We start from the raw sequence: 24,460 nt of genomic DNA, 5'->3' as shown, positions 1-24,460 counted from the left end.
GCCTCGGCGTTGGCACAGCCGCTGCCGCCGGTCGCGTTTAGTAAAGCGGGCGCAGGATGAGTTCGATCCTTCGGTTGGCCGCTCGGCCGGCGGGGCTGTCGTTATCGGCGATCGGTTCGCTCTCGCCACGGCCGTCAGCCGATAGTCTGAGCAGGGCAATCCCCTGACGGCGGAGGAACTCGACGACCGCTTCCGCGCGGGCAATCGATAGGCTGAGGTTATGGAGTTCGCTACCCATGCTGTCGGTGTGTCCGATCACCTGTATCGCGGTCAGCTGCTCGGCCTGTAGCACCGGAATCAGGCCGAGCAGCGTGGACGCCAGCATCGGACGGGGTTCGGTCTGATTGGGCGCGAAGCCTTCGGCCGCCGGAATGCGTACCAGCAAACTGCCATCGGCCCGCACCTGAACCGCGGTGCCTGGCAGCGCGCCAAGGTTCGCTGCAAGCGTGGCGCGCACCGCCGGCCAGTCGATGGCCGGCTGGGCCCGCGGCGCTTCGCCTATGGCCGCTGTGACCACGGGACGGCTGGGCGTGGCGCAGCCGGCAAGCAGGGCTAAGCTGGCAAACAAGGGGATCAGCAAACGAACGTTGTGCATCGAGGGGGAGATGAGTAACGGATGGGCAGCGATCTTACCCGTTTCGCCCCGAAGCGATAAAACCCCGTCCCCTACGAGGGTGAGCGCGCGCTGGCGCTCCGGTATCATTTTGCGCTGCCAACCCGCCCGAGGCGGACTTACTCAGAATCAGAGGACTGAACCCATGAGCGTGAGCGTCGAGAATGTCAACGAGGCACTGAAATCGGTGCTCGATCCGAATACCGGCAAGGACTTCGTCAGCAGCCGCTGTATCCGCAACCTGACGGTCGATGGTGGCAAGGTGCGTTTCAATGTGGAACTTGGCTATCCGGCGCGCAGCCAGATCGATCTGATCCGCAAACGGGTCACCGATGCGGTGACGGCGTTGCCGGGTGTCACCGCGGTCGAGGTGGAGGTCTGTAGCAAGATCGTGGCGCACGCGGTTCAGCATGGCGTGAAGCTGCTACCCGGAGTGAAGAACATCATTGCCGTGGCCTCCGGCAAGGGCGGCGTGGGTAAGAGCACCACCGCGGTGAATCTGGCGCTGGCCCTGGCTGCCGAAGGCGCGCAGGTTGGGATTTTGGATGCGGACATCTATGGTCCGTCGCAGCCGCAGATGCTGGGCATCGGTCACGAGCGTCCCCAGTCGCTGGACGGCAAACATATGGAACCGTTGCAGGCGCATGGCATCCAGGCCATGTCCATCGGCTTCCTGGTAGACCCGGATACGCCAATGGTGTGGCGCGGGCCGATGGCCACTCAGGCGCTCAATCAGTTGCTCAAGGATACCAACTGGAAGGATCTGGATTATTTGGTCATCGACATGCCGCCAGGCACTGGTGACATCCAGCTCACCCTGTCGCAGCAGGTACCGGTGACCGGTGCAGTGATCGTGACCACGCCGCAGGATATTGCACTGCTCGATGCGCGCAAGGGCATCAAGATGTTCGAAAAGGTCGGCGTGCCGGTGGTCGGCGTGGTGGAGAACATGAGCATCCACATCTGTTCCAAGTGCGGCCACGAGGAGCACATTTTCGGCACCGGCGGCGGGCAAAAGCTGTGCGCGGATTACAACATCCCTTTCCTTGGCGCGCTGCCGCTGGATCTGCAAATACGCCAAGAGGCCGACGGCGGCACCCCCACCGTGGTGGCCGCCCCGGATGGGCGGATCGCCGCGATTTACCGTGAGATCGCCCGCAAAGTGGCGCTGCGGGTGGCCGAGAAAGCCAAAGACATGACCCACAAATTCCCCAACATCGTGGTGCAAAATACTTGAGTTCTGTTGCGGTCATCTCAATCGCACTTGCGCTTGCCTTGCAATGCTCGATCGGGCCATGGGTGCGCGCCTGCCGCGGTGATTGAAGATTGCCCAGCTTTCCGCTATAGTCCGCGGACTTTGCCGGCATAGCTCAGTTGGTAGAGCAGCGCATTCGTAATGCGAAGGTCGTAGGTTCGACTCCTATTGCCGGCACCAGACATCAAAAAGGACAGCCCATACAGGCTGTCCTTTTTGCTTTTGGCCCGCAGCAAGACACAAAACATTGGATGTGTGGGACTGCACTCGATTTGACGTTTACGTCAACGTACACTACTGTCCGCGCTGTATCCGATTCCGATTCACACATCCGAACGCAGGAGAAAAGGCAATGAGGATTGACAACAAAGTGTTCGTGGTCACCGGCGGCGGTTCCGGTTTGGGTGCGGCCACCGCGCGGATGCTGGTCGATGCCGGCGCCAAGGTGGTGTTGGCCGATATCAACGCAGAAGCCGGCGAGCAGGTGGCGGCAGCTTTGGGCGCTGCAGCGGCCTTCGTGAAAACCGACGTGACCGACGAGGTCAGCGCCAAGGCGGCGATCGAGCGTGCGGTCAGTGGCTTTGGCGGTTTGCATGGACTGGTCAATTGTGCGGGCGTGGCGCCGGCCGAGAAGGTAGTCGGGCGCGAGGGCGCGCATCGCTTGGATTCTTTTGCGCGCACTATCCAAATCAACCTGGTGGGCAGTTTCAACATGATGCGCCTTGCTGCCGAGGCGATGAGCAAAGGCGAGGCCGATGAAGGGGGTGAGCGCGGGGTGATCGTCAGCACCGCCTCGGTGGCGGCTTTCGACGGTCAGATCGGCCAAGCGGCCTATGCGGCCTCCAAGGCTGGCATTGTCGGCCTGACCCTGCCGGTGGCGCGCGAGCTGTCGCGCTATGGCATTCGGGTGATGACCATCGCTCCGGGGATCATGGAGACCCCGATGCTGATGGGCATGCCGCAGGAGGTGCAGGCGTCGCTCGGTAAGATGGTTCCCTTCCCCGCGCGGCTGGGCAAGCCGGCTGAGTTTGCCGCCTTGGTACGGCACATCATCGAAAACAGCTATCTCAATGGCGAGGTGATTCGCCTGGATGGCGCCATCCGCATGGCGGCCAAGTAAGGCGTTTGCCGGTCAGCGGCCGGGGCGGCGCAGCACCGGCCGTTTGAACGCGCCTGAAACCTTTGCTGCGCTGCATTGGTCAGGGGTAGGAAATGTGCTAAAAGTGCGCTTCCCCATTTTCCCGACCGGGTCTTTCAAGAGGAACGGTGCGGGTGTCTCGTTCCTGGTCAATGAACACTGTCAGCGATATCGCTTCGCCCGCCGTCGTCGAGGACGCCGAGTGCTACCACTGCGGGCTGCCCATCCCGCCCGAAACCCGCTATTACGTGCAGATCGAAGGCCGTGCTCGGCGCATGTGCTGCATGGGTTGCCAGGCGGTGGCGCAGTCCATCGTCGACAACCAGCTCACCGAGTACTACCGCCACCGTGATGCGATGCCCGAGTCGCGCCGTGAGGCGATGCCGCAGGCGCTGCAGGAGCTCGGGCTGTTCGATCATCCGGATTTCCAGAAAAGTTTTGTGCGTCCGGTGGGCGAGCACGAAAGGGAGGCTACGCTGATTCTGGAAGGCATTACTTGTGCGGCCTGCGTGTGGCTCAACGAGCAGCACGTAGCGCGCCAGCCCGGGGTGCGCGGCGTCGACATCAATTACGCCACTCGGCGCGCGCGGGTGCGTTGGGACGAGCGCGAAATCAAGCTCTCCGAGATTCTCGCTGCAGTGCAAGCGATCGGCTACCGCGCCTATCCGTATGACGCCGAGCGCTCCGAGCAAGTCGCCCACCGCGAGCGCCGCTCGATGTTGTGGCGGGTCTTCGTGGCCGGCTTTGGCATGATGCAGGTGATGATGTATGCCATCCCGGCCTATATGGCTGCCGATGGCAGTATGACCGCCGATATCGAGCAGTTGATGCGCTGGGCGAGCCTGGTGCTGACTTTGCCGGTGGTGTTTTATTCCGCGGCGCCTTTTTTCCAGCGTGCCTTGCGTGATCTGCGCCTGCGTCGGCTGGGGATGGATGTTCCGGTGGCGCTCGGGGTTGGCAGCGCATTTGCCGCCAGTGTGTGGGCGACGTTGGTGCAGGGTCCCGAGGTGTATTTCGATTCGGTGACCATGTTCGTGTTCTTCCTGCTGTGCGGGCGCTATCTGGAAATGCTGGCACGCCAGAAGGCGGTACGTGGTGTCGAAGAGCTTGGCAAGGTGCTGCCGGCTTTTGCCGAACGGATCGCCGCCGACGGTCAGACCGAGAAAGTGCCGGTGTCGCAACTTACCCCTGGCGATCGGGTGCGGGTGCGTCCCGGCGAGGTGATTCCAGCCGATGGCGTGGTCATCGAAGGCAAAAGTGAGGCCAATGAATCCTTGCTCACCGGGGAGAGCCGTCCGGTGCCGAAGGTGGCCGGTGCAGAGGTGACCGGCGGCAGCATCAACGTTGCCAGCCCGCTGGTGGTTGAGGTGCAAAAGGTTGGCGATTCGACCCGGCTGGCGGCCATCCGCCAGTTGATGGAGCGTGCCGCAGCCGAGAAGCCGCGCATTGCCACCCAGTCCGACCGGGTGGCGCGGGTGTTCATCATTGCCTTGCTGCTATTGGCTGCGGCGACTTATATCGCTTGGCAATTCATCGATGCCGAGCGTGCCTTGTGGGTGTTCGTCTCGGTGCTGGTAGTGGCTTGTCCGTGTGCATTGTCGCTGGCTACGCCGACTGCGCTGACCGTGGCCACCGACACCTTGGCGCGCATGGGGGTGTTGATCACCCGCGGGCATGCCATTGAGGCACTGGCGGGCGCCAATTGCTTCGTGTTCGACAAAACCGGCACCTTGACCCACGGACGTATGCAGGTCGATCGCGTGGTCGTGTTTGACGGTGGTGACGAGATTCGCGCGCGCGCGCTGGCGGGCGCGCTGGAACAGGCGTCCGAGCATGCCATTGCCGCCGGCGTGCGGCTTGCGGCCGAGGGGCTGAATCTGCCGGTCGTCCAGGCTTTGCGTGCGGTGACCGGGCAGGGCGTGGAAGGGCGTGTCGAGGGGAGGCTGCTACGCATCGGCCGTCCGGCGTTCGTGGCCGAGCTGGCGGCACAGCCGCTGCCGGCGGAGATGGTACAGTTGGAGACCGATGGCGCCACGGTGGTGGCATTGGGCGGCCAGAGCGGCTGGATCGCGCTATTCCGGTTGGCCGACTCGGTGCGCGAAGACGCACCCGAACTTTTTGCTCGTTTGGCTCGCGAGCGCATTCCGACGGTCATTCTGTCTGGCGATTCACCGGCCGCTGTGCAGGCGGTTGCGCAACGGGTTGGGGCCACGCAAGCGCATGCCGCGATGACTCCGCAGGACAAGCAGGCCTGGGTGGCGCGTCGTCAGCAAGACCCGGGTGTCGTGGTCGCGATGCTGGGCGATGGCGTCAACGATGCGCCGGTGCTGGCGCAGGCGCATGTGTCGATCGCCATGGGCGGGGGGACCGATCTGGCACGCAATCAGGCCGATGTGGTGCTGTTGTCCGAGAGTCTGGCCGGTTTGTTACGCGCTGTCGCGTTGTCACGCCGTACGCTGGCGGTGGTGCGGCAGAATTTGTGGTGGTCTTTCTGCTACAACTTTACCTCGGTACCTTTGGCCATGCTTGGACTGATCACCCCCTGGATGGCCGGTATCGGCATGGCAGCCAGCTCTTTGTTGGTGGTGCTCAATGCGCTGCGCCTGCAAGGCGACCGGCGCTCGACTTGAAGTCTTGAGGCGGGGTCTCGATGGACGGTTTGCTCGGCAGTCTTTACATTCTCATCCCGCTTTCGGTGGTGCTGGTTTTTGTCATCGGCGCGATTTTCTGGTGGTCAGTGCGCTCGGGCCAGTTCGACGACCTGGAAGGACCGGCTTATCGGCTGCTCATGGACGATCGCGATCCGCCGGTGGCCAAGGACGGCGCTGAAGTGGCAGGGTCAATGAACATAGGTTTGGACGGGGAAGATGCGGACGGCGGGCAAAGCGGTCTGGAATCCAAAAAGACGACATGACGAAAGCGGTTTTATTTGATTTACGTCAACGCAGCACCGATCCACTAAGGCACACTTTGAACATGGTTTTTGCCGGTGAGCCGCAGACATGGAGTGCCGGTCAAACGCCGATTTTGTCTCTCTGTTGGGGTTGGGGGTGCGTTCAATGCGCACCCTTTTTTTTCGCCGCAAACACCGTGTGCTCGGCCGGATGCGTGGTCCGGCGCGCTTTTCCGGCTTATCGCGCTGCAATACAATGTTGATCTGCGTCAAATTCAGGATCCGGTCGCGGCGTATCCTTCTCCGGTCGATTTCCGGAGGTGCTGCCGCGAAATCGGAGGGATCTACAAGGGGTTTTCAATCAAAGAGGTGACTCACATGCAATCGCAAGCGACTTATAACTACAAAGTCGTGCGCCAGTTCGCCATCATGACGGTGGTGTGGGGCATCGTGGGCATGCTGGTCGGCGTCATCGTCGCAGCACAGCTCGTGTGGCCTGAACTGAGCGTTCATGAATGGCTGGGATACGGCCGCCTCCGCCCGCTGCATACCAATGCGGTGATCTTTGCGTTCGGCGGCTGCGCGCTGTTTGCCACGTCTTACTATGTCGTGCAGCGGACCTGTCATACCCCGCTGTTCGCACCTGGACTTGCGGCGTTTACGTTCTGGGGTTGGCAACTCATCATCGTGCTTGCGGCCATCACCCTGCCGCTGGGGTTCACCTCGGGCAAGGAGTACGCCGAGCTGGAGTGGCCCATCGATCTGCTGATCGCAGTGGTCTGGGTGTCTTACGCAGTGGTGTTCTTCGGTACCATCGCCAAGCGCAAGGTCTCCCACATTTATGTGGCCAACTGGTTCTTCGGCGCCTTCATCATCGCCGTGGCACTGCTGCACATCGTCAATAGCGCGGCCATTCCGGTCAGCCTGACCAAGTCCTATTCCGCCTATGCCGGTGTTCAGGACGCGATGGTGCAATGGTGGTACGGCCACAACGCGGTGGGCTTTTTCCTCACCGCAGGCTTTTTGGGCATGATGTATTACTTCGTGCCCAAGCAGGCAGACCGCCCGGTCTATTCCTACCGCCTGTCGGTGGTGCACTTCTGGGCCTTGATCTTCACCTACATGTGGGCGGGCCCGCACCATCTGCACTATACCGCGCTGCCTGACTGGACCCAGTCCTTGGGCATGCTGTTTTCGCTGATTCTGCTGGCACCCTCGTGGGGTGGCATGATCAACGGCATCATGACCCTGTCGGGCGCCTGGCACAAACTGCGCACCGACCCGATCCTGAAGTTCCTGATCACCTCGCTGTCGTTCTATGGCATGTCGACCTTCGAAGGTCCGATGATGTCGGTGAAGACGGTCAATGCGCTGTCGCACTACACCGACTGGACCGTGGGTCACGTGCATTCTGGCGCGCTCGGTTGGGTGGCCATGGTGTCGATCGGCTCCATCTATTTCCTGCTGCCGCGCTTGTACGGCAAAACCGAGATGTACAGCGTCAAGCTGGTCAACACCCATTTCTGGGTGGCCACCATTGGCGTGGTGCTCTACATCGCCTCGATGTGGATTGCCGGCGTGATGCAGGGCTTGATGTGGCGCGCCACCAACCCGGACGGCACGCTGACCTACTCTTTCGTCGAAAGCGTCAAAGCGAGCTATCCGTTCTGGACCATCCGTCTGGTGGGCGGCATCCTGTTCCTCTCCGGCATGCTCATCATGTTCTACAACATGGTGAAGACCATCGCGGGCGAGAAGGCGTACGACGCGCCGGTCGTGGCTCCCGCTGCCGCTCACGCCTAATCGGAGATATTCAACATGGCTCAATCTAAGCACGACAAAATCGAGCGCAGCGTATTCCTGATGATCGTTCTTACGCTGCTGACCGTCAGCGTGGGCGGTTTGGTCGAGATCGTTCCGTTGTTCTTCCAAAAGTCGACCACCCAGGCAATCGACCAGAAAGGTAACGCGCTCGACGTCAAACCCTATGACCCGGTTCGTCTGGTCGGTCGCGACATCTACATCCGTGAGGGCTGCTATAACTGCCATTCGCAGATGATTCGTCCGTTCCGCGCGGAAACCGAGCGCTATGGTCACTACTCGGTGGCCGGTGAGTTCATCTACGACCATCCATTCCAGTGGGGTTCCAAGCGCACCGGCCCGGACTTGGCACGAGTCGGCGGACGCTATTCCGACGAATGGCACCGAGTCCACCTGCTCAATCCGCGTGACGTGGTGCCGGAATCCAATATGCCGGCTTACTACTGGCTGGACCGTCCCGCCAAGGTCGATGACATTCAGGCCAAGATGCGCGCGCTCAACAAGGTCGGTCTGCATAAGTACAGCGAGGAGGAAATTGCCGCTGCACCGGCCGCGGTGGAAGGGTTGACCGAGCTCGATGCGGTGATCGCCTATCTCCAGGGCTTGGGTACCGCGCTGCAGAACGTAAGGTAAGAGGTTGAGGACGCGCCGTGGATTTGAATGACTTGAGAAGCATTGTCACCGTTTTGGGCTTTCTCTGCTTTCTGGGCATCTGTGCCTGGGCGTATAGCAAGCACGCCAAGAGCGGTTTCGATGAAGCGGCGCGAATGCCTCTGACCGATGACGATCCGCCGGTCGGCTCCGATCGGCACGGAAAGGAAGGAAAAGCAAATGGCTGACTTTGTTAGCGGTTTCTGGAACGTGTATGTGATGGGCCTGGTGGCCCTGAGCCTGCTGTTCTGTGTGTTCATTCTGGTCTCGAACATGACCAAGCGGCCGGAAAAGGTCGAACTGCACGGTCACGTGTGGGACGAAACCCTGGCGGAATACAACAACCCCTTGCCCAAGTGGTGGTTGTACCTGTTCTGGATCACCATCATCTTTTCGCTGGTGTATCTGGCCATCTATCCGGGTTTTGGCAACAAGCAAGGTCTTTACAAGTGGAGCTCGGTCGGACAGTACGAGGCTGAGATGGCCAAGGCGGAAGAGCGCTATGGCCCGATCTTCAACCAATACTTGAAGCAAGACCTGTTGGCGGTGGCGGCCAACCCGGAGGCCAACGCCATGGGGCAGCGCATGTTCCTGACCTATTGCGCGCAGTGCCACGGCTCCGCGGCAACCGGCGCCAAGGGCTTTCCCAATCTGACCGATGCCGAGTGGAACTGGGGCGGAGAGCCGGAGACCATCAAAACCACCATCATGGGTGGGCGCATGGGCGTCATGCCGCCGTTCGGGCCGGCGCTGGGGGCAGAGGGCGTCAAAGATGTCGCCAATTATGTGCGTTCGCTCTCTGGTTTGGCGCATGATTCGCTGCGTGCCCAGCGCGGTAAAGAACTGTTCGACCAGCAGTGTGTGGCCTGCCATCAGGCCGATGGTACCGGCAACCCGATGCTGGGTGCGCCGAATTTGACCAACGACTCCTGGTTGTATGGTTCCTCCGAGGCCACCATCATCGAGACCATCACCAACGGCCGTCAAAACCAGATGCCGGCCTTTGGCGAGTTCCTCGGCGAAGCCAAAGTGCATCTGCTTGCAGCCTACGTTTTGAGCTTGAGCAAGGGCAAATAAGCGCCCCGGCGCCAAGCGGTGGTACTCATCCCCGGGGGAGCGTCCCCGGGGATATTTCGAAACAAAACAATAAGAATCCACTAATAAAGCGATCATGAACAGCACTGCCCCCCAGCCTCAATCTGCCGGCGCACCGGCGCCGCAAGACCAAAACTCCTTCTATGCCGCACGCAAGAAGCTCCAGGTGCGGTCCACCACCGGCACCTTCGCAACTTGGCGATGGGTGTTGGTGTGGTTCACCCAGTTGATCTTTTATGGCCTGCCATGGTTGGAATGGAATGATCGCCAGGCGGTGCTGTTTCACCTGACCGAGCGCAAGTTTTATGTGTTCGGTTGGGTGTTTTGGCCGCAGGATGTGTTTTATCTTGCCATCTTGCTGATCATCTCTGCTTACGCGCTATTTTTCTTCACTGCAATCGCCGGACGCCTGTGGTGCGGCTATGCCTGTCCGCAAACGGTCTACACCGAAATCTTCATGTGGATCGAAGAAAAGATCGAAGGCGATCGCAACGCCCGCATCAAGCTTGACAAAGCGCCGCTCAATGCGCGCAAGTTTGCGCTGCGTGGAGCGAAGTATGCGACCTGGGCGCTGGTTGCACTGTGGACCGGTTTCACTTTTGTGGCGTATTTCTCTCCCATCGACGAACTTTTGCAGTCGGCCGCGACTTTCAGCTTCGGCCCTTGGGAGCTATTCTGGATTCTTTTCTACGGCGCATTCACTTACCTTTTTGCCGGTCATTTGCGCGAACAGGTGTGTAAATACATGTGCCCCTACGCGCGCTTCCAGGGCGTGATGTTCGATCCGGACACCCTGATCATCACCTATGATGAAGCGCGCGGCGAGCCGCGTGGCCCGCGCAAAAAAGGTACGGATCACAAGGCAGCGGGCAAGGGCGACTGTATCGATTGCGGCATTTGCGTCCAGGTATGTCCGACCGGTATCGATATCCGCAATGGCCTGCAGTACGAGTGCATCGGCTGTGCCGCCTGTATTGACGCCTGTGATCAGGTGATGGACAAAATGCAGTACCCGCGCGGGCTGATTCGCTACTCCACCGAGAATGCAATGAAGAAGCACTGGGGGATGCGTGAGATCCTCGCCCATGTATTGCGGCCGCGAACGCTCATCTACGGCACCATCCTGGCGTCGCTGTGTGTGGCGCTGGCCTGGGGCTTGGCAACCCGGTCGACCTTGCGGGTGGATGTCATCCGCGACCGTGCATCGCTGGCCACTGAACTGGCCGATGGCAGCATCCAAAACGTTTATCGCTTGCAGGTGATGAACATGACCGAGGCGCCGCGCAGTTTCGTGCTGCAGGTGAGCGGCTTGGAGGGGATTCAAATTCGCGGGGAGACCCGTGTAGAGGTTCCGGCTGCCGCCACCCATTCAGTAACACTGCAAGTGGTTGCGCCGGCGAACGCAGGACGGCCGGGTGCCAACACGATTTATGTCGAGGTCGAAGCCACGGATGACCCGTCGGTGGCAACGCGTGAAGAGACCACTTTCCTGTTTCCTCGTTGATCAGATGAATACTGCTAGCTCGCCGATGAGTAAGCCTGAACCCTGGTACAAGCAATTTTGGCCTTGGTTCATTTTGGCTATCCCCGGCACGTCCATCGTGGCCGGAATCATCTTTCTGATGATTTCGATCAAAACCTGGGATGGTCTGGTGGTCGATGATTATTACAAGGAAGGTCGTGCAATCGTCATGACCATCGATCGGCTTGCTCTCGCGGGCAAGCTGGGGCTTAGCGCCGGCTTGTCAATCCGCGACGATTCGCTGACGGTCAAGCTGGCCGCGACCGATCCGGCCAGTGTGCCAGATGCGATACGACTGACCATTGCCCACCCGACCCGCGGCGGTATGGACCAGGAACTGGTTTTGCGTCGGCATGCCGGTGTGTTTACCGGCGTCATTGCGCCCCTGCACGCAGGGCGTTGGCTGTTTCAACTAGAAGATGAGTCCCGCAGCTGGAGAATGAACGGGGCCGCCTATCTCCCAACAGAGACGGAAATCAGGATCGATCCATCCGGTTCTTAAGTCCCGTCAACTGTAGAAGGAGAAGTCGTATGGCCTTGAATGAACTGTTTACCACCGATATCGGGCTGCTGAGCCTGTTTACCATCGGTTTCGTTGTGGTCATGGGCGCATACATCTATCGTTTTGTGAAGCGCCATATGGCTGAAGACGCCAAGCGCGCGGAAGCCAATCAGCGCTGAGTCGATTCTGGCCGGTAAAGGAGGCTTGCCATGTTGAAATGGATACTGGTGCTGTGGCCATCTTTCCTGGTGGCCGGTATTGCAGAGGTGGTCTTCTTTACCGTGATTTCTCCGCAGGAGCTCTACTGGTTTGGGGAGCCGGTGCATTTGTCCGCGCTTGCCACGTACTCCATTGGTTTCTTCGGCTTTTGGCTGGTTTGCGCAGCGTCGAGCCTGACGACGATGTTTTTGCAGCGGCCTGCTGAAGAGTTAAACCGCCCGCCTCACTGAATAATCGCCGGGGCAAACCAACACGGATACCGATGGCCAGGTCCGTGTTGGTTTTTAGTTTTTTTGCGATCAGTACCCTAGCGATAGACCAGCACCGGTGTCTTGCTGTGCGTCAACACTTTTTGCGTTTCACTGCCCAGCAGCAAGCTGGCTAGGCCGCGCCGGCCATGGGACGCCATGAAGATTAAGTCGCAACCATGACGGTCTGCGGCGTCGATGATCGCTTCATAGGGCACTTCGTTTACCGTGGTGTCGGTATCGGCAAAAACACCTGCGGCATCGGCAACGCTTTTTGCCTTATCGAGAATCCGTTTGGCTTCTTCGGCAGCCGACTTTGCAAATTGCTCCGGCGTAGTAGGGTCGATCAGTGCGCCTTCGCCGTAGATCGGCATGGGGAAATCCGGTTGAGCGTAAAAAAAGGTGATCCGTGCGCCTGCCTCGCGTGCAAAAGAGACTGCACGTGCAACCGTGCTGTCGGATAGCGGAGAGCCGTCGGTGGGTACGAGTAGATGTTTGAACATGGCGTGCATCCTTATGATGAAGAGGGTGACAAGCTGACGTAGGCTGGTTTGATTATAGCCAGCAGGTGGGCGCACACGTGCTTGATCGGCGTCAACGGTGTTGCGATGGGTCGTTCATGACACGACGCTTGGGCCCAGTGCGCAGCGGCGCAAAGAAAATATCATCGGGCGTGGCAGCCGGCGTGGTTAAATCCATGTCACAAGCCAGCTCACAACCGACTGGAGATGTGACCATGAGCCGTTCTTCAAAAGCGCTCCCGCCTAGGGGGCTGCGCCGCACCATCCAACAGTTACACGATACCGTGGAAGGCAGCATCGATCCGTTGGGAGTGGCCGCGCCCATCGTCCACGCGCAACTGGCTTGGTTGTCCCATCCGCAGGAATTGGCTGAGCATCTCGCACGTTTATCCAGCGACCTTTGGCGTTTGCAGATCCATACCTGGAGACGCGCCTTGGGAATGCCGAGCGAAGATCCCATTCAGCCGCATGCCGACGATGCGCGCTTCATCGACCCGGTATGGACCGAATCGCCGAGCTGGGATCTGGTCAAGGAGTGGTATCTGGCGTTCACTCACCATTTGCAGAACATGCTTTACGAAACGCCGGGGTTGTCCGCCAAGGAGCGCAGGCGGGCGGCTTTCTGGTGGCGCAAGTGGCTCAATGCCGTGGCACCGACCAATTTTCTTTGGACCAATCCGGTGGCCTTGCGCAAGGCGGTGGAAAGCCACGGCGAGAGCCTGGTAAAAGGTTTTCAGAATTTCTTGGGTGACTTGCAGGCCGGCAGTGTGCGCATGACCTCGCCCGAGGATTTCACCGTTGGCGTGAATCTGGCCACGACCCCCGGCGCGGTGGTGTTTCGTAACGCTCTGCTGGAGCTCATCCACTATGCACCCACGCAATCCAAAGTTCACGCCGAACCGGTGGTGATCGTCACGCCGTGGATCAACAAGTTCTATATCCTCGACCTGGTGCCGCGCAAGAGTATGGTCCGCTACCTGCTGGACCAGGGCTTGGATGTGTTCATCACCAGTTGGAAGAACCCGGATGCGTCGATGCGCGAAGTCGGCTTTGACGATTATCTGGAACACGGTGTCCATGCGGCGGTGGAGGCAGCACGCCGCTTTACCGGGGCTGCATGCGTGCATGCAGTGGGCTATTGCATTGGCGGTACTGCGTTGAGCATGTATATGGCCTGGGCTAACCGGCGCTATCCGGCCGAAGCATTGCCGGTGCGCGACTGGACCTTGTTTACCACGCTGGTCGACTTCCAGAGCCCGGGCGATATCGAGGTATTCATCGACCAGGCCAGTGTGCGCTATCTCACCCAAAATATGTGGCGCAAAGGCTATCTGGATGGCAAGGAAATGGCCGCATCCTTCAGGCTGCTACGTTCGAACAGCCTGATCTGGCATTACGTGGTGCATGGTTGGTTGTATGGCGAGACCCCGCCGCCGTTCGATGTGCTCTACTGGAACATGGACACTACCCGCATGCCGGCGCGCATGCACGCCTGGTATCTGGAGGAACTCTACCTGCACAACCGTCTGGTGCAGGCCGATGCACTGCAGGTGGCCGGGGAGCGGCTGGATCTGGGGCGCATCGTCCAGCCTTTATATGCGGTGGCGGCCGAAGACGACCACATTGCGCCATGGCGCGAAGCTTACAAGATCGTTCACCATGTCAGCGGGGATAAGCGTTTCGTGCTATCGAGTTCCGGGCATATTCTCGGTATTGTCAATCCGCCGGTTACTCCGCCCAAACGTAAGTATTGGGTGGCCGATGCAAAGCGCGGCGAAACGTCGGAAATTTGGCAGGCGCGTGCTGACGAGCATGTTGGTAGTTGGTGGGAAGATTGGATGGCGTGGCTCAAACCACGCTGCGGTGCGCTGGTCGAGGCTCGCCCCGCAGCCAATGACGATATGCCAGCGCTGGCCCCCGCACCCGGCACTTACGTGCTCGAACGCTGAATCGACGCCGACCGCTTCGACTTGATTGCCATCAAGGCCGCCACGCCGCGGCCATGGAAAATCGCTTTCGACAGCCGGCCTGGTGCGAGGCGCGTTCTCAGTTCTGATAGCGGGCCAGCCGGACCGGATCGTGTAAGGTGATGTGCTTGCCGCGCACGGTGACCAAACCGGCTTCGGAAAGATCGTGGAAGATGCGCGAAAGCGTCTCCGGAGTGAGGTTCAGGCGCGAGGCAATGACCTGCTTGCTGACGGTCAGGTCAAATTCCCGCCCGTCCTCGCCGGATTGGTCCGACTGTTGCAACAGATAGCCGATGACCCGCTGGGTGCTGGAGCGCAGCGAATAGGTTTCCACGTCGCGCACCATACTGTGCAGGCGGATGGCCAGGCCGGCGAGCAGCTTGCGCGCGAAGGATGAATCTTGATCGATCAGTTCGGATACGACGTTTTGGCCGATGTGCAAAAGCTGGGAATCGACCAGTGCTTCGGCAAACACCGGATAGGGGCGGTTCATGAACATCACCGCTTCGCCAAAGCTTTGCCGCGGACCGATGACTTCGACTACCTTCTCGTTGCCTTGCGCCGAAGAGAAGGCCAGCTTCACTTGTCCTGTGACAACGAAGTAAAAGCCATGCGCCGGGTCGCCCCGCTGGAAAAGCAGCTCGCCTTTTGCCAAGCGCTTTTCGCGGGTATAGCGGGACACACGATCGATGTCCGCCTCGGACAGTTCGCCAAACAGCGGCACTTGCCGCAGCAGATCGGGGATGTCTCGAGAAGCGATGGGCATGGGGCGACTCCGTTTTTCTCTTATTTTAAGCCGCCCCAAGATGGTGCGGAGAGGTTGAGGTAAATGGGCATGGCAGTTTCTTCGCCGCTCGCCGCGGGCCACCCTTTGTTCTTTGCACCCCACCGAGCCATGTTTTTGTCGGGGACAGTCATGCTGGTAGTGGTGTTTTTTCTCTGGGCGGTCGAGATCGCCGCGCGGGCGACCATCCTACCATCCTTGGGCTGGGTGCTGCCGCCTGGCTGGGCGCATGTACTGCTGACCGTCGGCGGAGCGTTCCCCTTTTTTGTTTTCGGCTTTCTGATGACCGCAATGCCGCGTTGGCAGGGCATGGGTGAAATCGCCGCGTCGCGCTGGTTGGTAAGCTGGCGTCTGCTCGCCCTAGGCTGGGCGGCGGCGATTGCCGGGCTATGGTTTGGGCCGCTGTTGGCCGTCGGGCTCGCAATCGTGCTCTATGGCTGGATGAGGCTTGCCGCAGTGCTATGGACCGTGGCCTTTCGTTCCCGGCCCGATCCCTTACATGCCCGCGCCGCCTGGTGGGGTGTGGCCGGCGGCGGACTGAGCATCTTCGCCTGGCTGGTGTTTGCACTCGGCGGTGGGGCAGGCTGGGCGCGCGTGGGAATCGAAGCGGGCGTGTGGTGGTTCCTGCTGCCGGTGTTCTTCTCGGTCTGCCACCGCATGGTGCCTTTCTTTTCCAGCAACATCATTCCAGGCTACGTCATCGTCCGTCCGCGCTGGGCGCTGTGGCTGATGCTGGGGGCGAGTTTCGTCCATGGCGCGCTCGGCATGGTCGAACTCGATGGCTGGCGCTGGGTCGTCGATCTGCCGGCCGGTTTGGTTGCGCTGTGGCTGGGTATTCGCTGGCGACCGGTGGCCGCCCAGCGCGTGCGCCTGCTGGGAATGTTGCACATCGGTTTCGCCTGGCTGAGCATCGCCTTGCTGCTTTGTGCGGCGCAGGCGGTGGCTAGCCAATTCGGCTGGCACGGCCTTGGGCTTGCGCCGCTACATGCGCTGGGGCTTGGGTTTTTTGGTTCGATTTGGCTCGGCATGGTGTCGCGGGTCACCTTGGGGCATTCGGGCCGGCCGCTGGCCGCCGATCGGCTGACCTGGTCGCTGTTTCTCGCCCTGCAGGCGGTGGTGCTGCTGCGCATTCTCGCCGACGTGGCGCCTGCTGTGCTTTCTCCCTTACTGATGCTGGCGGCGGTAGTCGGTTGGCTGAGCATTTTGGTGGTCTGGGCGCTACGCTATTTGCCCATCTACCTGCGGCCGCGGGCCGACGGGCGGCCGGGATAAGACCATGTATGTCGCACTCAAACATCTGCATGTGACCTGCGTGGTGCTGAGCATTCTCGGGTTCGCGCTGCGTGGCGTGTGGATGCTTGCCGGCAGTGCGCTGCTTGAACATCGTCTCACCCGGGTGCTGCCTCATGTGGTCGACAGTCTGTTGTTGTTGTCGGCCATCGCGATGGCGGTGATGATCGGGCAGTACCCTTTCGTCGCCGGCTGGCTCACCGCCAAGGTTCTCGGCCTGCTCGCTTACATCGTGCTTGGTGCGGTGGCCTTGCGGCGCGGGCGCACCCTGGCGCTCAGGGGGGGCGCATTTGCGGCGGCGCTGACGGTCTATGCGTGGATAGTGTCTGTGGCGCTGCTCAAGAGCCCTACCGGTTTTCTGGTCTATTTAGGAGCTCACTGACATGAGCGATTCACTGATCCCGGTCGCGCCCGGATTCGAAACCCCGCTCGAGATGCTGGAAGCCTGTCACGGCCGCCTTCAGGGCCAGCTCGAGACGCTCGCTCGCCTGGCCGCCTGGCTGCCTGCTCATGGTGCGGACGATCAGGCACAGCAGGCGGCGAGCGCAGTCATGCGCTACTTCGACCTGGCTGCGGCCAATCACCACATGGATGAGGAAGATGATCTCTTTCCGGTGCTGCTCGCACGGGTCGACGCGTCGCGTCGCGCGCAGCTGCAGGCGCTAATCGACTGGATCCTTGCCGACCATCGGCGCATGTTCGCTGCCTGGGCACTCATGCGCGAACGTCTGGCGGCGATTGCAGAGGGTAAAGCGGCCGAGCTGGCCGAGGAGCAGGTCGAGGCATTCGCCAACCGCTACCGTCAGCACATTGCCCGCGAGGAAAGCGAATTGTTGCCCTATGCCCGCGAACTGTTGACTGGCGAGGACATTGCCGCCTTGAGCAAGACCATGGTCGCACGCCGGCGTCAGGGCTGAGAATGTGCGAATAAACCAACTGCGTTGACCGATGGCAGTGTCGCGCGGTGCTCGCTCCGCGCTTCAGCCGCCGGCCGGTTGATGGTGCAGCAACTTCTTAAGGCCGGCGATGTCCAGGATGCGGATGTGTTTTTGCTGCACGGCCACCAGACCGTCTTCCTGAAAACGCGAGAAGGCGCGTGACACGGTTTCGAGCTTGAGCCCGAGGTAAGAGCCTATTTCCTCCCGCGTCATGCGCAGGTGAAATTCCGCCGCTGAAAAACCGCGCGCGGTAAAACGCTGCGACATGTTGAGTAGAAAGGCCGCCAGGCGTTCTTCGGCGCGCATCGAACCGAGCAGCATCATCACGCCGTGGTCGCGCACGATCTCACGGCTCATGACCTTGTGGAACTGGTGTTGCAGACCTTCGACCTCGCGCGAGAGCTCTTCCAGCTTGCCGTAGGGGATGACGCAGACTTCGCTGTCTTCCAGGGCGATGGCGTTGCAGGTGTGGAACTCGGTGCTGATGCCGTCTAAGCCGAGAATCTCCCCAGTCATTTGGAAACCGGTGACCTGTTCGCGGCCGTCTTCCAGCAACACGTCGGTTTTGAAGGAGCCGGCACGGATCGCGTAGATCGCCTCGAAGAGGTCGCCAGCACGATAAAGGTGCTGGTGACGCTTGATTTTGCGACGGGCACCCACTAGTTCATCCAGGCGGTCGATTTCATTTTCCGACATTCCGAACGGCAGGCACAGCTCTTGCAGGTTACACTGAGAGCAGGCGGCCTTGAGGCTTGCCACGGAAATCGGCACGGTCGCCTTCATTTGCAAGATAAACAGCTCCGTTTCTCACCGGAATCAACGGCGCGACGTTGATCCACGTCAACCACAAAACCAAGGCTTTCTGCGATCTTACGGAACAGACTGCCGCCCCGTATGACCATGAGCACTCAGAAAGAACTCGTCTTCGACACCCAGTTGATCCGCCGCTTCGACATCAACGGGCCGCGCTACACGTCTTACCCGACGGCGGATCGCTTTGTCGAAGCCTTTGACGCCAGAGCTTTGCGTGATTGGCTTGCGAAGCGGGCAGTGGGCGGTCTTGGCAAACCGCTCTCATTATACTTCCACATCCCTTTCTGTAACACGATCTGTTACTACTGCGCCTGCAACAAGATCATCACCAAAGATCACGGGCGCTCGGCCAAATATCTCAAGTACCTGGCCAAGGAAATCGGTATGCAGGCCGCCTGTTTGGGCGGCAGTCGGCAGGTTGCCCAGTTGCATCTGGGAGGGGGTACGCCCACCTTTCTGTCGCACGAGGAACTGCACCAATTGATGGACTCGGTACGCCAGCACTTCACGCTGGTACCCAACGGCGAATACTCCATCGAGGTCGATCCGCGCAAGGTGGACTTCGATACCGTCGAATTGCTCTCTGACCTTGGCTTCAACCGCATGAGCGTAGGCGTGCAGGATTTCGCCCACGACGTGCAGGTGGCGGTCAACCGCGTGCAAAGCTTCGATGAGACTAAGTTGGTGGTCGATGCTGCGCGCGCCACTGGCTTCAAGTCGGTGTCCATGGACCTGATCTACGGCCTGCCCAAGCAGAACATCATCAGCTTCAATCGCACGCTGGAGCAGGTGCTGGAGATTTCCCCCGACCGTATTTCGCTATACAGCTACGCGCACTTGCCGCAGTTGTTCAAACCGCAGCGGCGCATCAACTCGGTGGATATGCCCACTGCGGACACCAAGCTGCAGATTCTGCAACTGGCCATCCGCCGGCTCACCGAGGCGGGCTATGTGTACATCGGCATGGATCACTTCGCCAAGCCGGACGATGAACTTACCGTTGCTCAGCGCCAGGGGCGTCTGCACCGTAATTTCCAGGGCTATTCCACCCACGCCGAGTGTGACCTGCTGGCCTTCGGCGTCTCTGCAATCGCCAAGGTCGGCCCCACCTATGCGCAAAACGTCAAGACGTTGGACGAGTATTACGACATTCTCGACCAGGACGAGCTGCCGGTGCTGCGCGGCATCGAGTTGACTGCCGATGACCTGCTGCGCCGCGCAATCATTCAGGCGCTGATGTGCCATTTCGAGCTGTCGATCGAGTCCATCCAGATCGCCCACTTGATCGACTTTAAGGAATACTTCGCAGCCGAACTCGCCGACTTGCGCGAGATGGAGAAAGCCGGCCTGCTCAAGATCGAGGACGACTGGATCAGCGTGCTGCCTGCAGGGCGGCTATTGGTGCGTGGTATCGCCATGGTGTTCGACCGCTACCTGCGCGCCGACCGCGAACGGGCACGTTACTCCAAAGTGATCTGATGGGGCCCGCGCGCGGCGTAGAATGTTCGCTTTGACGCAGCTTACAGCTCTTCCAAATGCCTGAAACCGGCTACATTGCCGTCTTCCTTATCGGCCTGCTCGGCGGTACCCACTGTGTGGGGATGTGTGGCGGCATTGTCGGCGCGCTCACTGTGCAAGTGCCCGGTCAGACCCGCCGGCAATGGCCGATCCATCTGGCGTACAACCTTGGGCGTATCACCACCTACACCGTGGTCGGTGGTCTGCTCGGTGCGCTCGGCACCGTGGGCATGCTCTACAACGAGGTGATGCCCATTCAGTTGGGGCTGTACGTGCTGGCTAATTTAATGCTGGTTGCCCTGGGTTTGTATCTGACTGGATTTACCCAGTTGCTGGCGCCCATCGAGCGCGCCGGCCATCATATTTGGCGGCGTGTTCAGCCTTTTACCCGGCGCTTTCTGCCCGCGCGCTCGGTGGCGCAGGGCTACCCGCTCGGGCTGCTGTGGGGGTTTTTACCTTGCGGACTGGTCTACAGCGTGCTGGCCACCGCGTTGGTGACCGGTTCGGCGGTACGGGGTGCGGGGTTGATGCTCGCCTTTGGCCTTGGCACGCTACCCAATTTGCTGCTTGCCGGTCTATTGTTCAAGCGCTTTCGCGACATCACCCGCAACGGCAAGGTGCGTTTTGCGGCCGGCCTGATGGTGCTGGGTTTTGGCGTATTCGGCTTGTTCCATGCGCCTTCGCTCGGCGGCAAATTATGGAATGGCGTGGTTTGCTGAACCGGGCCTTCAGTGCGCTCCGTCCAAAGCCCGCAGAATAGGACAGGGGGCCGGCGCCTCGGTGTGTTCGCAGCAATGCACCAAGCTTACAAGCGCGCTGCGCATCGTTTGTAGTTGGTGGATGCGGTGCTCGATGTCGTCGATCTTGGCCTGAGCGAGTGCTCGCGCGGTGTTGCGATCGCGTTCCTCGTCCAGCGCCAGCAGACCTGCGATTTCATCCAGGCTGAACCCCAGGGTTTGGGCGCGACGAATGAAACGCAGACGGTATAGCGTCTGCGCGTCGTATACACCAAACGCGCCATGGCGGCCGCTTGGCGCACCGATTAAGCCGCGGCGCTGGTAGTAGCGCACGGTCTCGACACCAACTCCGGCGGCCGCAGCCAAGCGACCTATGGTCAAGCCGGCTTCCGCGGTTGTCGCAGGGCGCGAGGGCAGGGGAGGGCGGGATCTAGGTGTATTCATCAGGGGGTTGACTCCGTACCTTGGTACGGGGTCTAGACTGCCATCATCGATATCGCCTGTGCAAGCGGATTCAATATGAACGAGCGCACATCCACCGATACCACCACGGTCGAACTTCCGATTGCCGGCATGACCTGCGTGGCTTGCGCGACTCGCATCGAAAAAGTGCTCAACCGCCTGCCGGGCGTGGAGGCCCGCGTGAATTTTGCGGCAGAGCGTGCTCAGCTACGCCTGTCTGGAGAAACCGCAATGCAGACGGTGATCGAGGCCATCCACAAGGCGGGATTCGAGGTGCCGCCAGAGCAGCTCGAGCTTTCGATTTCCGGCATGAGCTGCGCCGCCTGCGCCACCCGGTTGGAAAAGGTGCTCAACCGCCTGCCCGGGGTAGAAGCGGTGGTCAATTTCGCCAGCGAGCGGGCGGTGTTGCGCTATTTCCCTGGCATGATCGATCCGCAACGAATGATAGACGCCGTCGCGAAGGCCGGGTTCGGCGCAGTCGAGGCCGGGCTGGATGCCCGCGAGCAGGCGCGCGCCCGCCACGCCGAGATCTGGCGGCGCGATGTGCGCATGCTCTGGATTGCGGTGCTGCTGACTTTGCCCTTGGCCGCGCAAATGCCGGCGATGTTGGGCGTTGGTTGGATGGGCGATGCGCATCACGACGTCATTCCGCGCTGGCTGCAGTGGCTGCTCGCCACGCCGGTGCAGTTCTGGATTGGCGCACGGTTCTACCGCGGCGCCTGGGCATCGCTGCGCGGCGGCGGGGCCAACATGGACGTGTTGGTAGCCTTGGGCACCAGCATGGCCTGGCTGTTCAGCACCGCGGTGACCGTGTTTGGTTTACACGACCAGCATGTGTACTTTGAAGCCTCGGCGATGATCATCACCCTGGTGCTACTCGGCAAGCTTTTGGAGGCCCGCGCCAAGGCGCGCACCGGCGCGGCCTTGGATGCGCTGATGCGTCTGCAACCGAAGAGGGCGCGCATCGAGCGCGACGGACAACTCGTCGAGCTGCCGGTGGCCGCCGTGCGTCCCGGCGACGTGTTCGTGGTTCGTCCGGGCGACTCGATCCCGGTCGACGGCGTGGTGCTGTCAGGCAACTCCGCGGTGAACGAAGCCATGCTCTCCGGGGAAAGCCTGCCGGTCGACAAGTCGGTGGGCGACAAGGTGTTTGCCGCCACGCTCAATGGCGAGGGGCTGTTGCGTTGCCAAGCGACTGGGGTCGGTGCGTCCACGCTATTGGCCGGCATCATCCGTATGGTTGCCCAGGCGCAAGGTTCCAAAGCACCGGTACAACGTTTGGCTGACCGTATCTCGGCGGTGTTCGTGCCGGTTGTCGTGGGGCTCGCGCTGCTCACGCTCGCCGGTTGGTGGCTGTGGTCGGGCGATTTTGCCCAGGCTTTGATCAATGCTGTGGCGGTGCTGGTAATTGCTTGTCCATGCGCGCTCGGGCTGGCGACGCCTACGGCGATCATGGTGGGCACTGGACTGGGTGCGCGTGCGGGCATGTTGGTGAAAAACGCCGAGGCGCTAGAACTGGCCGGCAAGATCGGCGTGCTTGCGGTGGATAAAACCGGCACTTTGACGCGTGGGGAGCCGACCGTCACCGATGTGCTGCCGGCCGCGGGCTGGATGGCGACGGCGCTGCTGAACATAGCGGCAGCGGTCGAGCAGGGCAGCGCCCATCCAATTGCGCGCGCGGTACTGGCCTGCGCACAGGCCGAGGGCTTGGAGTTGCCCGCGGTGGAGGCGGTTCGTAGCTTCGGCGGTCAAGGGGTGGAAGGGTCCGTGGGCGGGCGCCTCGTGGTGCTGGGCGCCCCGAACTTTCTTGTCGAGCGCGGGGTGGCGGTGCCAGAAGGCTTCTGCGACCGTTTGGCAGCCGCTGGGCGCACGCTGGTGGCGGTGGCGGTCGATGGCGTTTTTGCCGGAGTATTAGGGGTGGCCGATCAACTGCGTGAGGATTCAGCCCGCGCGGTGGCGCGTTTGCGAGCACGTGGGATCGATGTTGTCATGTTGACCGGCGATCATGCGGCAACGGCAGCGGCGATTGCCGCGCAGTTGGGCATCGAGGACTATCGTGCAGGCGTGCTGCCGGGCGACAAAGCGGCCGCGGTCAAGGCGCTGGGCAGCCATGGCAGACTGGTGGGTATGGCCGGAGATGGCATCAACGACGCGCCGGCGCTGGCGGCCGCGGATGTATCCTTTGCCATCGGCGTCGGCGCCGATGTTGCGGTGGAGGCGGCCGACATCACGCTGGTGCGTAACAGTCTGGATGCGGTGGCCGACGCGATCGACCTGTCGCGCGTCACGCTGGCAAAAATTCGCCAAAACCTGTTTTTTGCTTTCATTTACAACGTGCTTGGCATCCCGCTTGCGGCCTTTGGCTTTCTCAATCCGGTGGTTGCCGGTGCGGCGATGGCGATGAGTTCGGTGTCGGTCGTCAGTAACTCGCTGCTGCTGCGCCGCTGGCGAGCCGGCCGATAGTTTTGCGCGGAAGTTTCCAATGGCTGGAGTGAATCCGATGAATGAAGTGACAATCAAAGTGGAAGGCATGAGCTGTGGCGGCTGCGTGCGCAATGTGACGGGCGTGCTCAAGGCCCTGCCCGGCGTGAGCGAAGTAGAGGTGTCGCTCGATGGCGCCTGTGCGCGGGTTCGTTATGATCCGGCGCAGGTCACGCCTGAGCAGATGCGCGCGGCAGTCGAGGCGGCTGGTTTCGATTCTCCGGCCTGAGTTTTGCCATGCACAACGGTGCGTGGCGCTGCGGCGCATTGGTAAAGAGACCCACCGGGGCTGCCCCGCCACGAGCAAGCATACAGTTCTCACAATCTTCCCGATGCCATGGGTGCTAAGTGATACGTACTTTCCCTTATAATTTCCCCCACTTTTTCCATGGGAGGGTTGTGTAATGGGATTCGAAAACGTCCCCGCCGGTAAGGATGTGCCGAACGATATCAACGTCATCATCGAGATTCCGGCGCAGGCCGATCCGATCAAGTTCGAGGTGGACAAAGACAGCGGCGCAGTTTTCGTCGACCGCTTTATGGGCACTTCGATGCGCTATCCGATCAACTACGGCTACGTTCCGCACACGATTGCCGGCGACGGTGACCCGGTCGACGTGCTGGTCGTCACCCCCTTTCCGCTCCTGCCGGGGGTGGTGATCCGCTGCCGCCCGGTCGGCGTGCTGAAGATGGAGGACGAATCCGGCGTAGACGCCAAAGTGGTGGCGGTGCCGGTGTCCAAACTCACGCCCTTGTACGACAAGGTACAAACCATCGACGACCTGCCTGACCTGCTTATGAAGCAGACCGTGCATTTCTTTGAGCACTACAAGGATCTCGAACCGGGCAAATGGGTCAAGGTGTTGGGCTGGGGGTCGGTGGACGAGGCTCGCAAGGAAATCACCGACGGGCTGGCCAACGCCGCTAAGAAGTAATCTTTTCCTAACCCCGGCCCCCGCGCGAAAAACAGGCGTTGATGACGCTTTTTGTCC

26 protein-coding genes and 1 tRNA gene are annotated in these 24,460 nt (G+C 60.8%); 22 read left to right on the top strand and 5 right to left on the bottom strand.

The window, feature by feature from the left end; all coding sequences use genetic code 11:
* Positions 1-37: 37 nt before the first annotated feature.
* Positions 38-595: an OmpA family protein gene (locus DIE29_RS10650; protein ID WP_114649864.1), complete on the bottom strand. Its 558-nt coding sequence runs from the start codon at positions 593-595 to the stop codon at positions 38-40.
* A gap of 163 nt (positions 596-758) precedes the next feature.
* Between DIE29_RS10650 and apbC the strand changes: the two genes are divergently transcribed.
* The 13 genes from apbC (at position 759) to DIE29_RS10585 (ending at position 11,939) form a co-directional block, all read left to right on the top strand.
* On the top strand, positions 759-1,850 hold the full coding sequence (gene apbC, locus DIE29_RS10645) for an iron-sulfur cluster carrier protein ApbC (RefSeq protein ID WP_114649863.1): 1,092 nt from the start codon (positions 759-761) through the stop codon (positions 1,848-1,850).
* 122 nt (positions 1,851-1,972) lie between these two features.
* Positions 1,973-2,048: transfer RNA gene (locus DIE29_RS10640), tRNA-Thr, on the top strand.
* Positions 2,049-2,220: 172 nt separating this feature from the next.
* Positions 2,221-2,988 carry a 3-hydroxyacyl-CoA dehydrogenase gene (locus DIE29_RS10635; RefSeq protein ID WP_114649862.1) on the top strand — a complete coding sequence of 256 codons (768 nt, stop codon included), beginning with the start codon at positions 2,221-2,223 and terminating at the stop codon, positions 2,986-2,988.
* 170 nt (positions 2,989-3,158) lie between these two features.
* Entirely contained in the window at positions 3,159-5,636 is a 2,478-nt protein-coding gene (locus DIE29_RS10630; protein ID WP_114649861.1) for a heavy metal translocating P-type ATPase, read from the top strand.
* Positions 5,637-5,656: 20 nt separating this feature from the next.
* The gene (gene ccoS, locus DIE29_RS10625; RefSeq protein WP_114649860.1) at positions 5,657-5,920 is read left to right on the top strand and encodes a cbb3-type cytochrome oxidase assembly protein CcoS; all 264 of its coding nucleotides are present in this window, start codon (positions 5,657-5,659) and stop codon (positions 5,918-5,920) included.
* Positions 5,921-6,277: 357 nt separating this feature from the next.
* Positions 6,278-7,702 carry a cytochrome-c oxidase, cbb3-type subunit I gene (ccoN, locus tag DIE29_RS10620; RefSeq protein WP_114649859.1) on the top strand — a complete coding sequence of 475 codons (1,425 nt, stop codon included), beginning with the start codon at positions 6,278-6,280 and terminating at the stop codon, positions 7,700-7,702.
* 15 nt (positions 7,703-7,717) lie between these two features.
* Positions 7,718-8,353 carry a cytochrome-c oxidase, cbb3-type subunit II gene (ccoO, locus tag DIE29_RS10615; protein ID WP_102042305.1) on the top strand — a complete coding sequence of 212 codons (636 nt, stop codon included), beginning with the start codon at positions 7,718-7,720 and terminating at the stop codon, positions 8,351-8,353.
* Positions 8,354-8,370: 17 nt separating this feature from the next.
* On the top strand, positions 8,371-8,559 hold the full coding sequence (locus DIE29_RS10610) for a cbb3-type cytochrome oxidase subunit 3 (protein WP_102042304.1): 189 nt from the start codon (positions 8,371-8,373) through the stop codon (positions 8,557-8,559).
* The gene (ccoP, locus tag DIE29_RS10605) at positions 8,552-9,448 is read left to right on the top strand and encodes a cytochrome-c oxidase, cbb3-type subunit III (protein WP_114649858.1); all 897 of its coding nucleotides are present in this window, start codon (positions 8,552-8,554) and stop codon (positions 9,446-9,448) included. Before DIE29_RS10610 ends, ccoP begins: the two co-directional genes overlap by 8 nt.
* A 94-nt stretch (positions 9,449-9,542) precedes the next feature.
* A complete protein-coding gene (ccoG, locus tag DIE29_RS10600) occupies positions 9,543-10,970 on the top strand; it encodes a cytochrome c oxidase accessory protein CcoG (RefSeq protein ID WP_114649857.1) in 1,428 nt (475 codons plus the stop codon).
* Between the two features lie 25 nt (positions 10,971-10,995).
* Positions 10,996-11,490 (top strand): FixH family protein, encoded by a 495-nt coding sequence (locus DIE29_RS10595; RefSeq protein ID WP_237269443.1) that lies wholly within the window; start codon positions 10,996-10,998, stop codon positions 11,488-11,490.
* 29 nt (positions 11,491-11,519) lie between these two features.
* Positions 11,520-11,669: a DUF3149 domain-containing protein gene (locus tag DIE29_RS10590; RefSeq protein WP_108080430.1), complete on the top strand. Its 150-nt coding sequence runs from the start codon at positions 11,520-11,522 to the stop codon at positions 11,667-11,669.
* A 30-nt stretch (positions 11,670-11,699) separates the two neighbouring features.
* Complete coding sequence (locus tag DIE29_RS10585; protein WP_102042299.1) at positions 11,700-11,939, top strand: hypothetical protein; 240 nt, start codon at positions 11,700-11,702, stop codon at positions 11,937-11,939.
* A 77-nt stretch (positions 11,940-12,016) separates the two neighbouring features.
* On the opposite strand, the gene DIE29_RS10580 is transcribed toward DIE29_RS10585, so the two are convergent.
* A complete protein-coding gene (locus tag DIE29_RS10580) occupies positions 12,017-12,460 on the bottom strand; it encodes a universal stress protein (protein ID WP_102042298.1) in 444 nt (147 codons plus the stop codon).
* A 233-nt stretch (positions 12,461-12,693) separates the two neighbouring features.
* Here DIE29_RS10580 and DIE29_RS10575 point away from each other — a divergent pair, with 233 nt between their 5' ends.
* Positions 12,694-14,427: a PHA/PHB synthase family protein gene (locus DIE29_RS10575; protein ID WP_114649855.1), complete on the top strand. Its 1,734-nt coding sequence runs from the start codon at positions 12,694-12,696 to the stop codon at positions 14,425-14,427.
* A 97-nt stretch (positions 14,428-14,524) separates the two neighbouring features.
* On the opposite strand, the gene DIE29_RS10570 is transcribed toward DIE29_RS10575, so the two are convergent.
* On the bottom strand, positions 14,525-15,211 hold the full coding sequence (locus DIE29_RS10570) for a Crp/Fnr family transcriptional regulator (RefSeq protein ID WP_114649854.1): 687 nt from the start codon (positions 15,209-15,211) through the stop codon (positions 14,525-14,527).
* A gap of 69 nt (positions 15,212-15,280) precedes the next feature.
* On the opposite strand from DIE29_RS10570, the gene DIE29_RS10565 reads away from it, so the two are divergent.
* Genes DIE29_RS10565 through DIE29_RS10555 form a run of 3 tightly spaced genes read left to right on the top strand, consistent with a single transcriptional unit; the run spans position 15,281 to position 17,436 of the window.
* Positions 15,281-16,501: an NnrS family protein gene (locus DIE29_RS10565; RefSeq protein WP_114650314.1), complete on the top strand. Its 1,221-nt coding sequence runs from the start codon at positions 15,281-15,283 to the stop codon at positions 16,499-16,501.
* 4 nt (positions 16,502-16,505) lie between these two features.
* Complete coding sequence (locus tag DIE29_RS10560) at positions 16,506-16,901, top strand: SirB2 family protein (RefSeq protein WP_108080426.1); 396 nt, start codon at positions 16,506-16,508, stop codon at positions 16,899-16,901.
* Between the two features lies 1 nt (position 16,902).
* Positions 16,903-17,436 (top strand): hemerythrin domain-containing protein, encoded by a 534-nt coding sequence (locus DIE29_RS10555; protein ID WP_108080425.1) that lies wholly within the window; start codon positions 16,903-16,905, stop codon positions 17,434-17,436.
* Positions 17,437-17,499: 63 nt separating this feature from the next.
* Here DIE29_RS10555 and fnr read toward each other — a convergent pair whose 3' ends face one another.
* Positions 17,500-18,240, bottom strand: coding sequence for a fumarate/nitrate reduction transcriptional regulator Fnr (fnr, locus tag DIE29_RS10550; RefSeq protein WP_102042671.1), 741 nt, complete (start codon positions 18,238-18,240; stop codon positions 17,500-17,502).
* A gap of 117 nt (positions 18,241-18,357) precedes the next feature.
* Here fnr and hemN point away from each other — a divergent pair, with 117 nt between their 5' ends.
* Positions 18,358-19,749, top strand: coding sequence for an oxygen-independent coproporphyrinogen III oxidase (hemN, locus tag DIE29_RS10545; protein ID WP_114650313.1), 1,392 nt, complete (start codon positions 18,358-18,360; stop codon positions 19,747-19,749).
* A gap of 56 nt (positions 19,750-19,805) precedes the next feature.
* The gene (locus DIE29_RS10540) at positions 19,806-20,507 is read left to right on the top strand and encodes a sulfite exporter TauE/SafE family protein (RefSeq protein WP_114649853.1); all 702 of its coding nucleotides are present in this window, start codon (positions 19,806-19,808) and stop codon (positions 20,505-20,507) included.
* A 9-nt stretch (positions 20,508-20,516) separates the two neighbouring features.
* Here DIE29_RS10540 and DIE29_RS10535 read toward each other — a convergent pair whose 3' ends face one another.
* Positions 20,517-20,906 (bottom strand): MerR family transcriptional regulator, encoded by a 390-nt coding sequence (locus tag DIE29_RS10535; RefSeq protein WP_237269442.1) that lies wholly within the window; start codon positions 20,904-20,906, stop codon positions 20,517-20,519.
* 138 nt (positions 20,907-21,044) lie between these two features.
* On the opposite strand from DIE29_RS10535, the gene DIE29_RS10530 reads away from it, so the two are divergent.
* The 3 genes from DIE29_RS10530 (at position 21,045) to ppa (ending at position 24,403) form a co-directional block, all read left to right on the top strand.
* Positions 21,045-23,450 (top strand): heavy metal translocating P-type ATPase, encoded by a 2,406-nt coding sequence (locus tag DIE29_RS10530; protein WP_205409726.1) that lies wholly within the window; start codon positions 21,045-21,047, stop codon positions 23,448-23,450.
* A 37-nt stretch (positions 23,451-23,487) separates the two neighbouring features.
* Entirely contained in the window at positions 23,488-23,697 is a 210-nt protein-coding gene (locus tag DIE29_RS10525) for a heavy-metal-associated domain-containing protein (RefSeq protein ID WP_114649851.1), read from the top strand.
* Between the two features lie 175 nt (positions 23,698-23,872).
* Positions 23,873-24,403, top strand: coding sequence for an inorganic diphosphatase (ppa, locus tag DIE29_RS10520; RefSeq protein WP_102042667.1), 531 nt, complete (start codon positions 23,873-23,875; stop codon positions 24,401-24,403).
* Positions 24,404-24,460: the final 57 nt, after the last annotated feature.

Origin of the sequence: Pseudothauera hydrothermalis, assembly GCF_003345255.1 — a bacterium.
In the GTDB taxonomy this organism is placed as follows: Bacteria; Pseudomonadota; Gammaproteobacteria; order Burkholderiales; family Rhodocyclaceae; genus Pseudothauera; species Pseudothauera hydrothermalis.
This window is presented reverse-complemented; position numbering and strand designations above follow the sequence as displayed.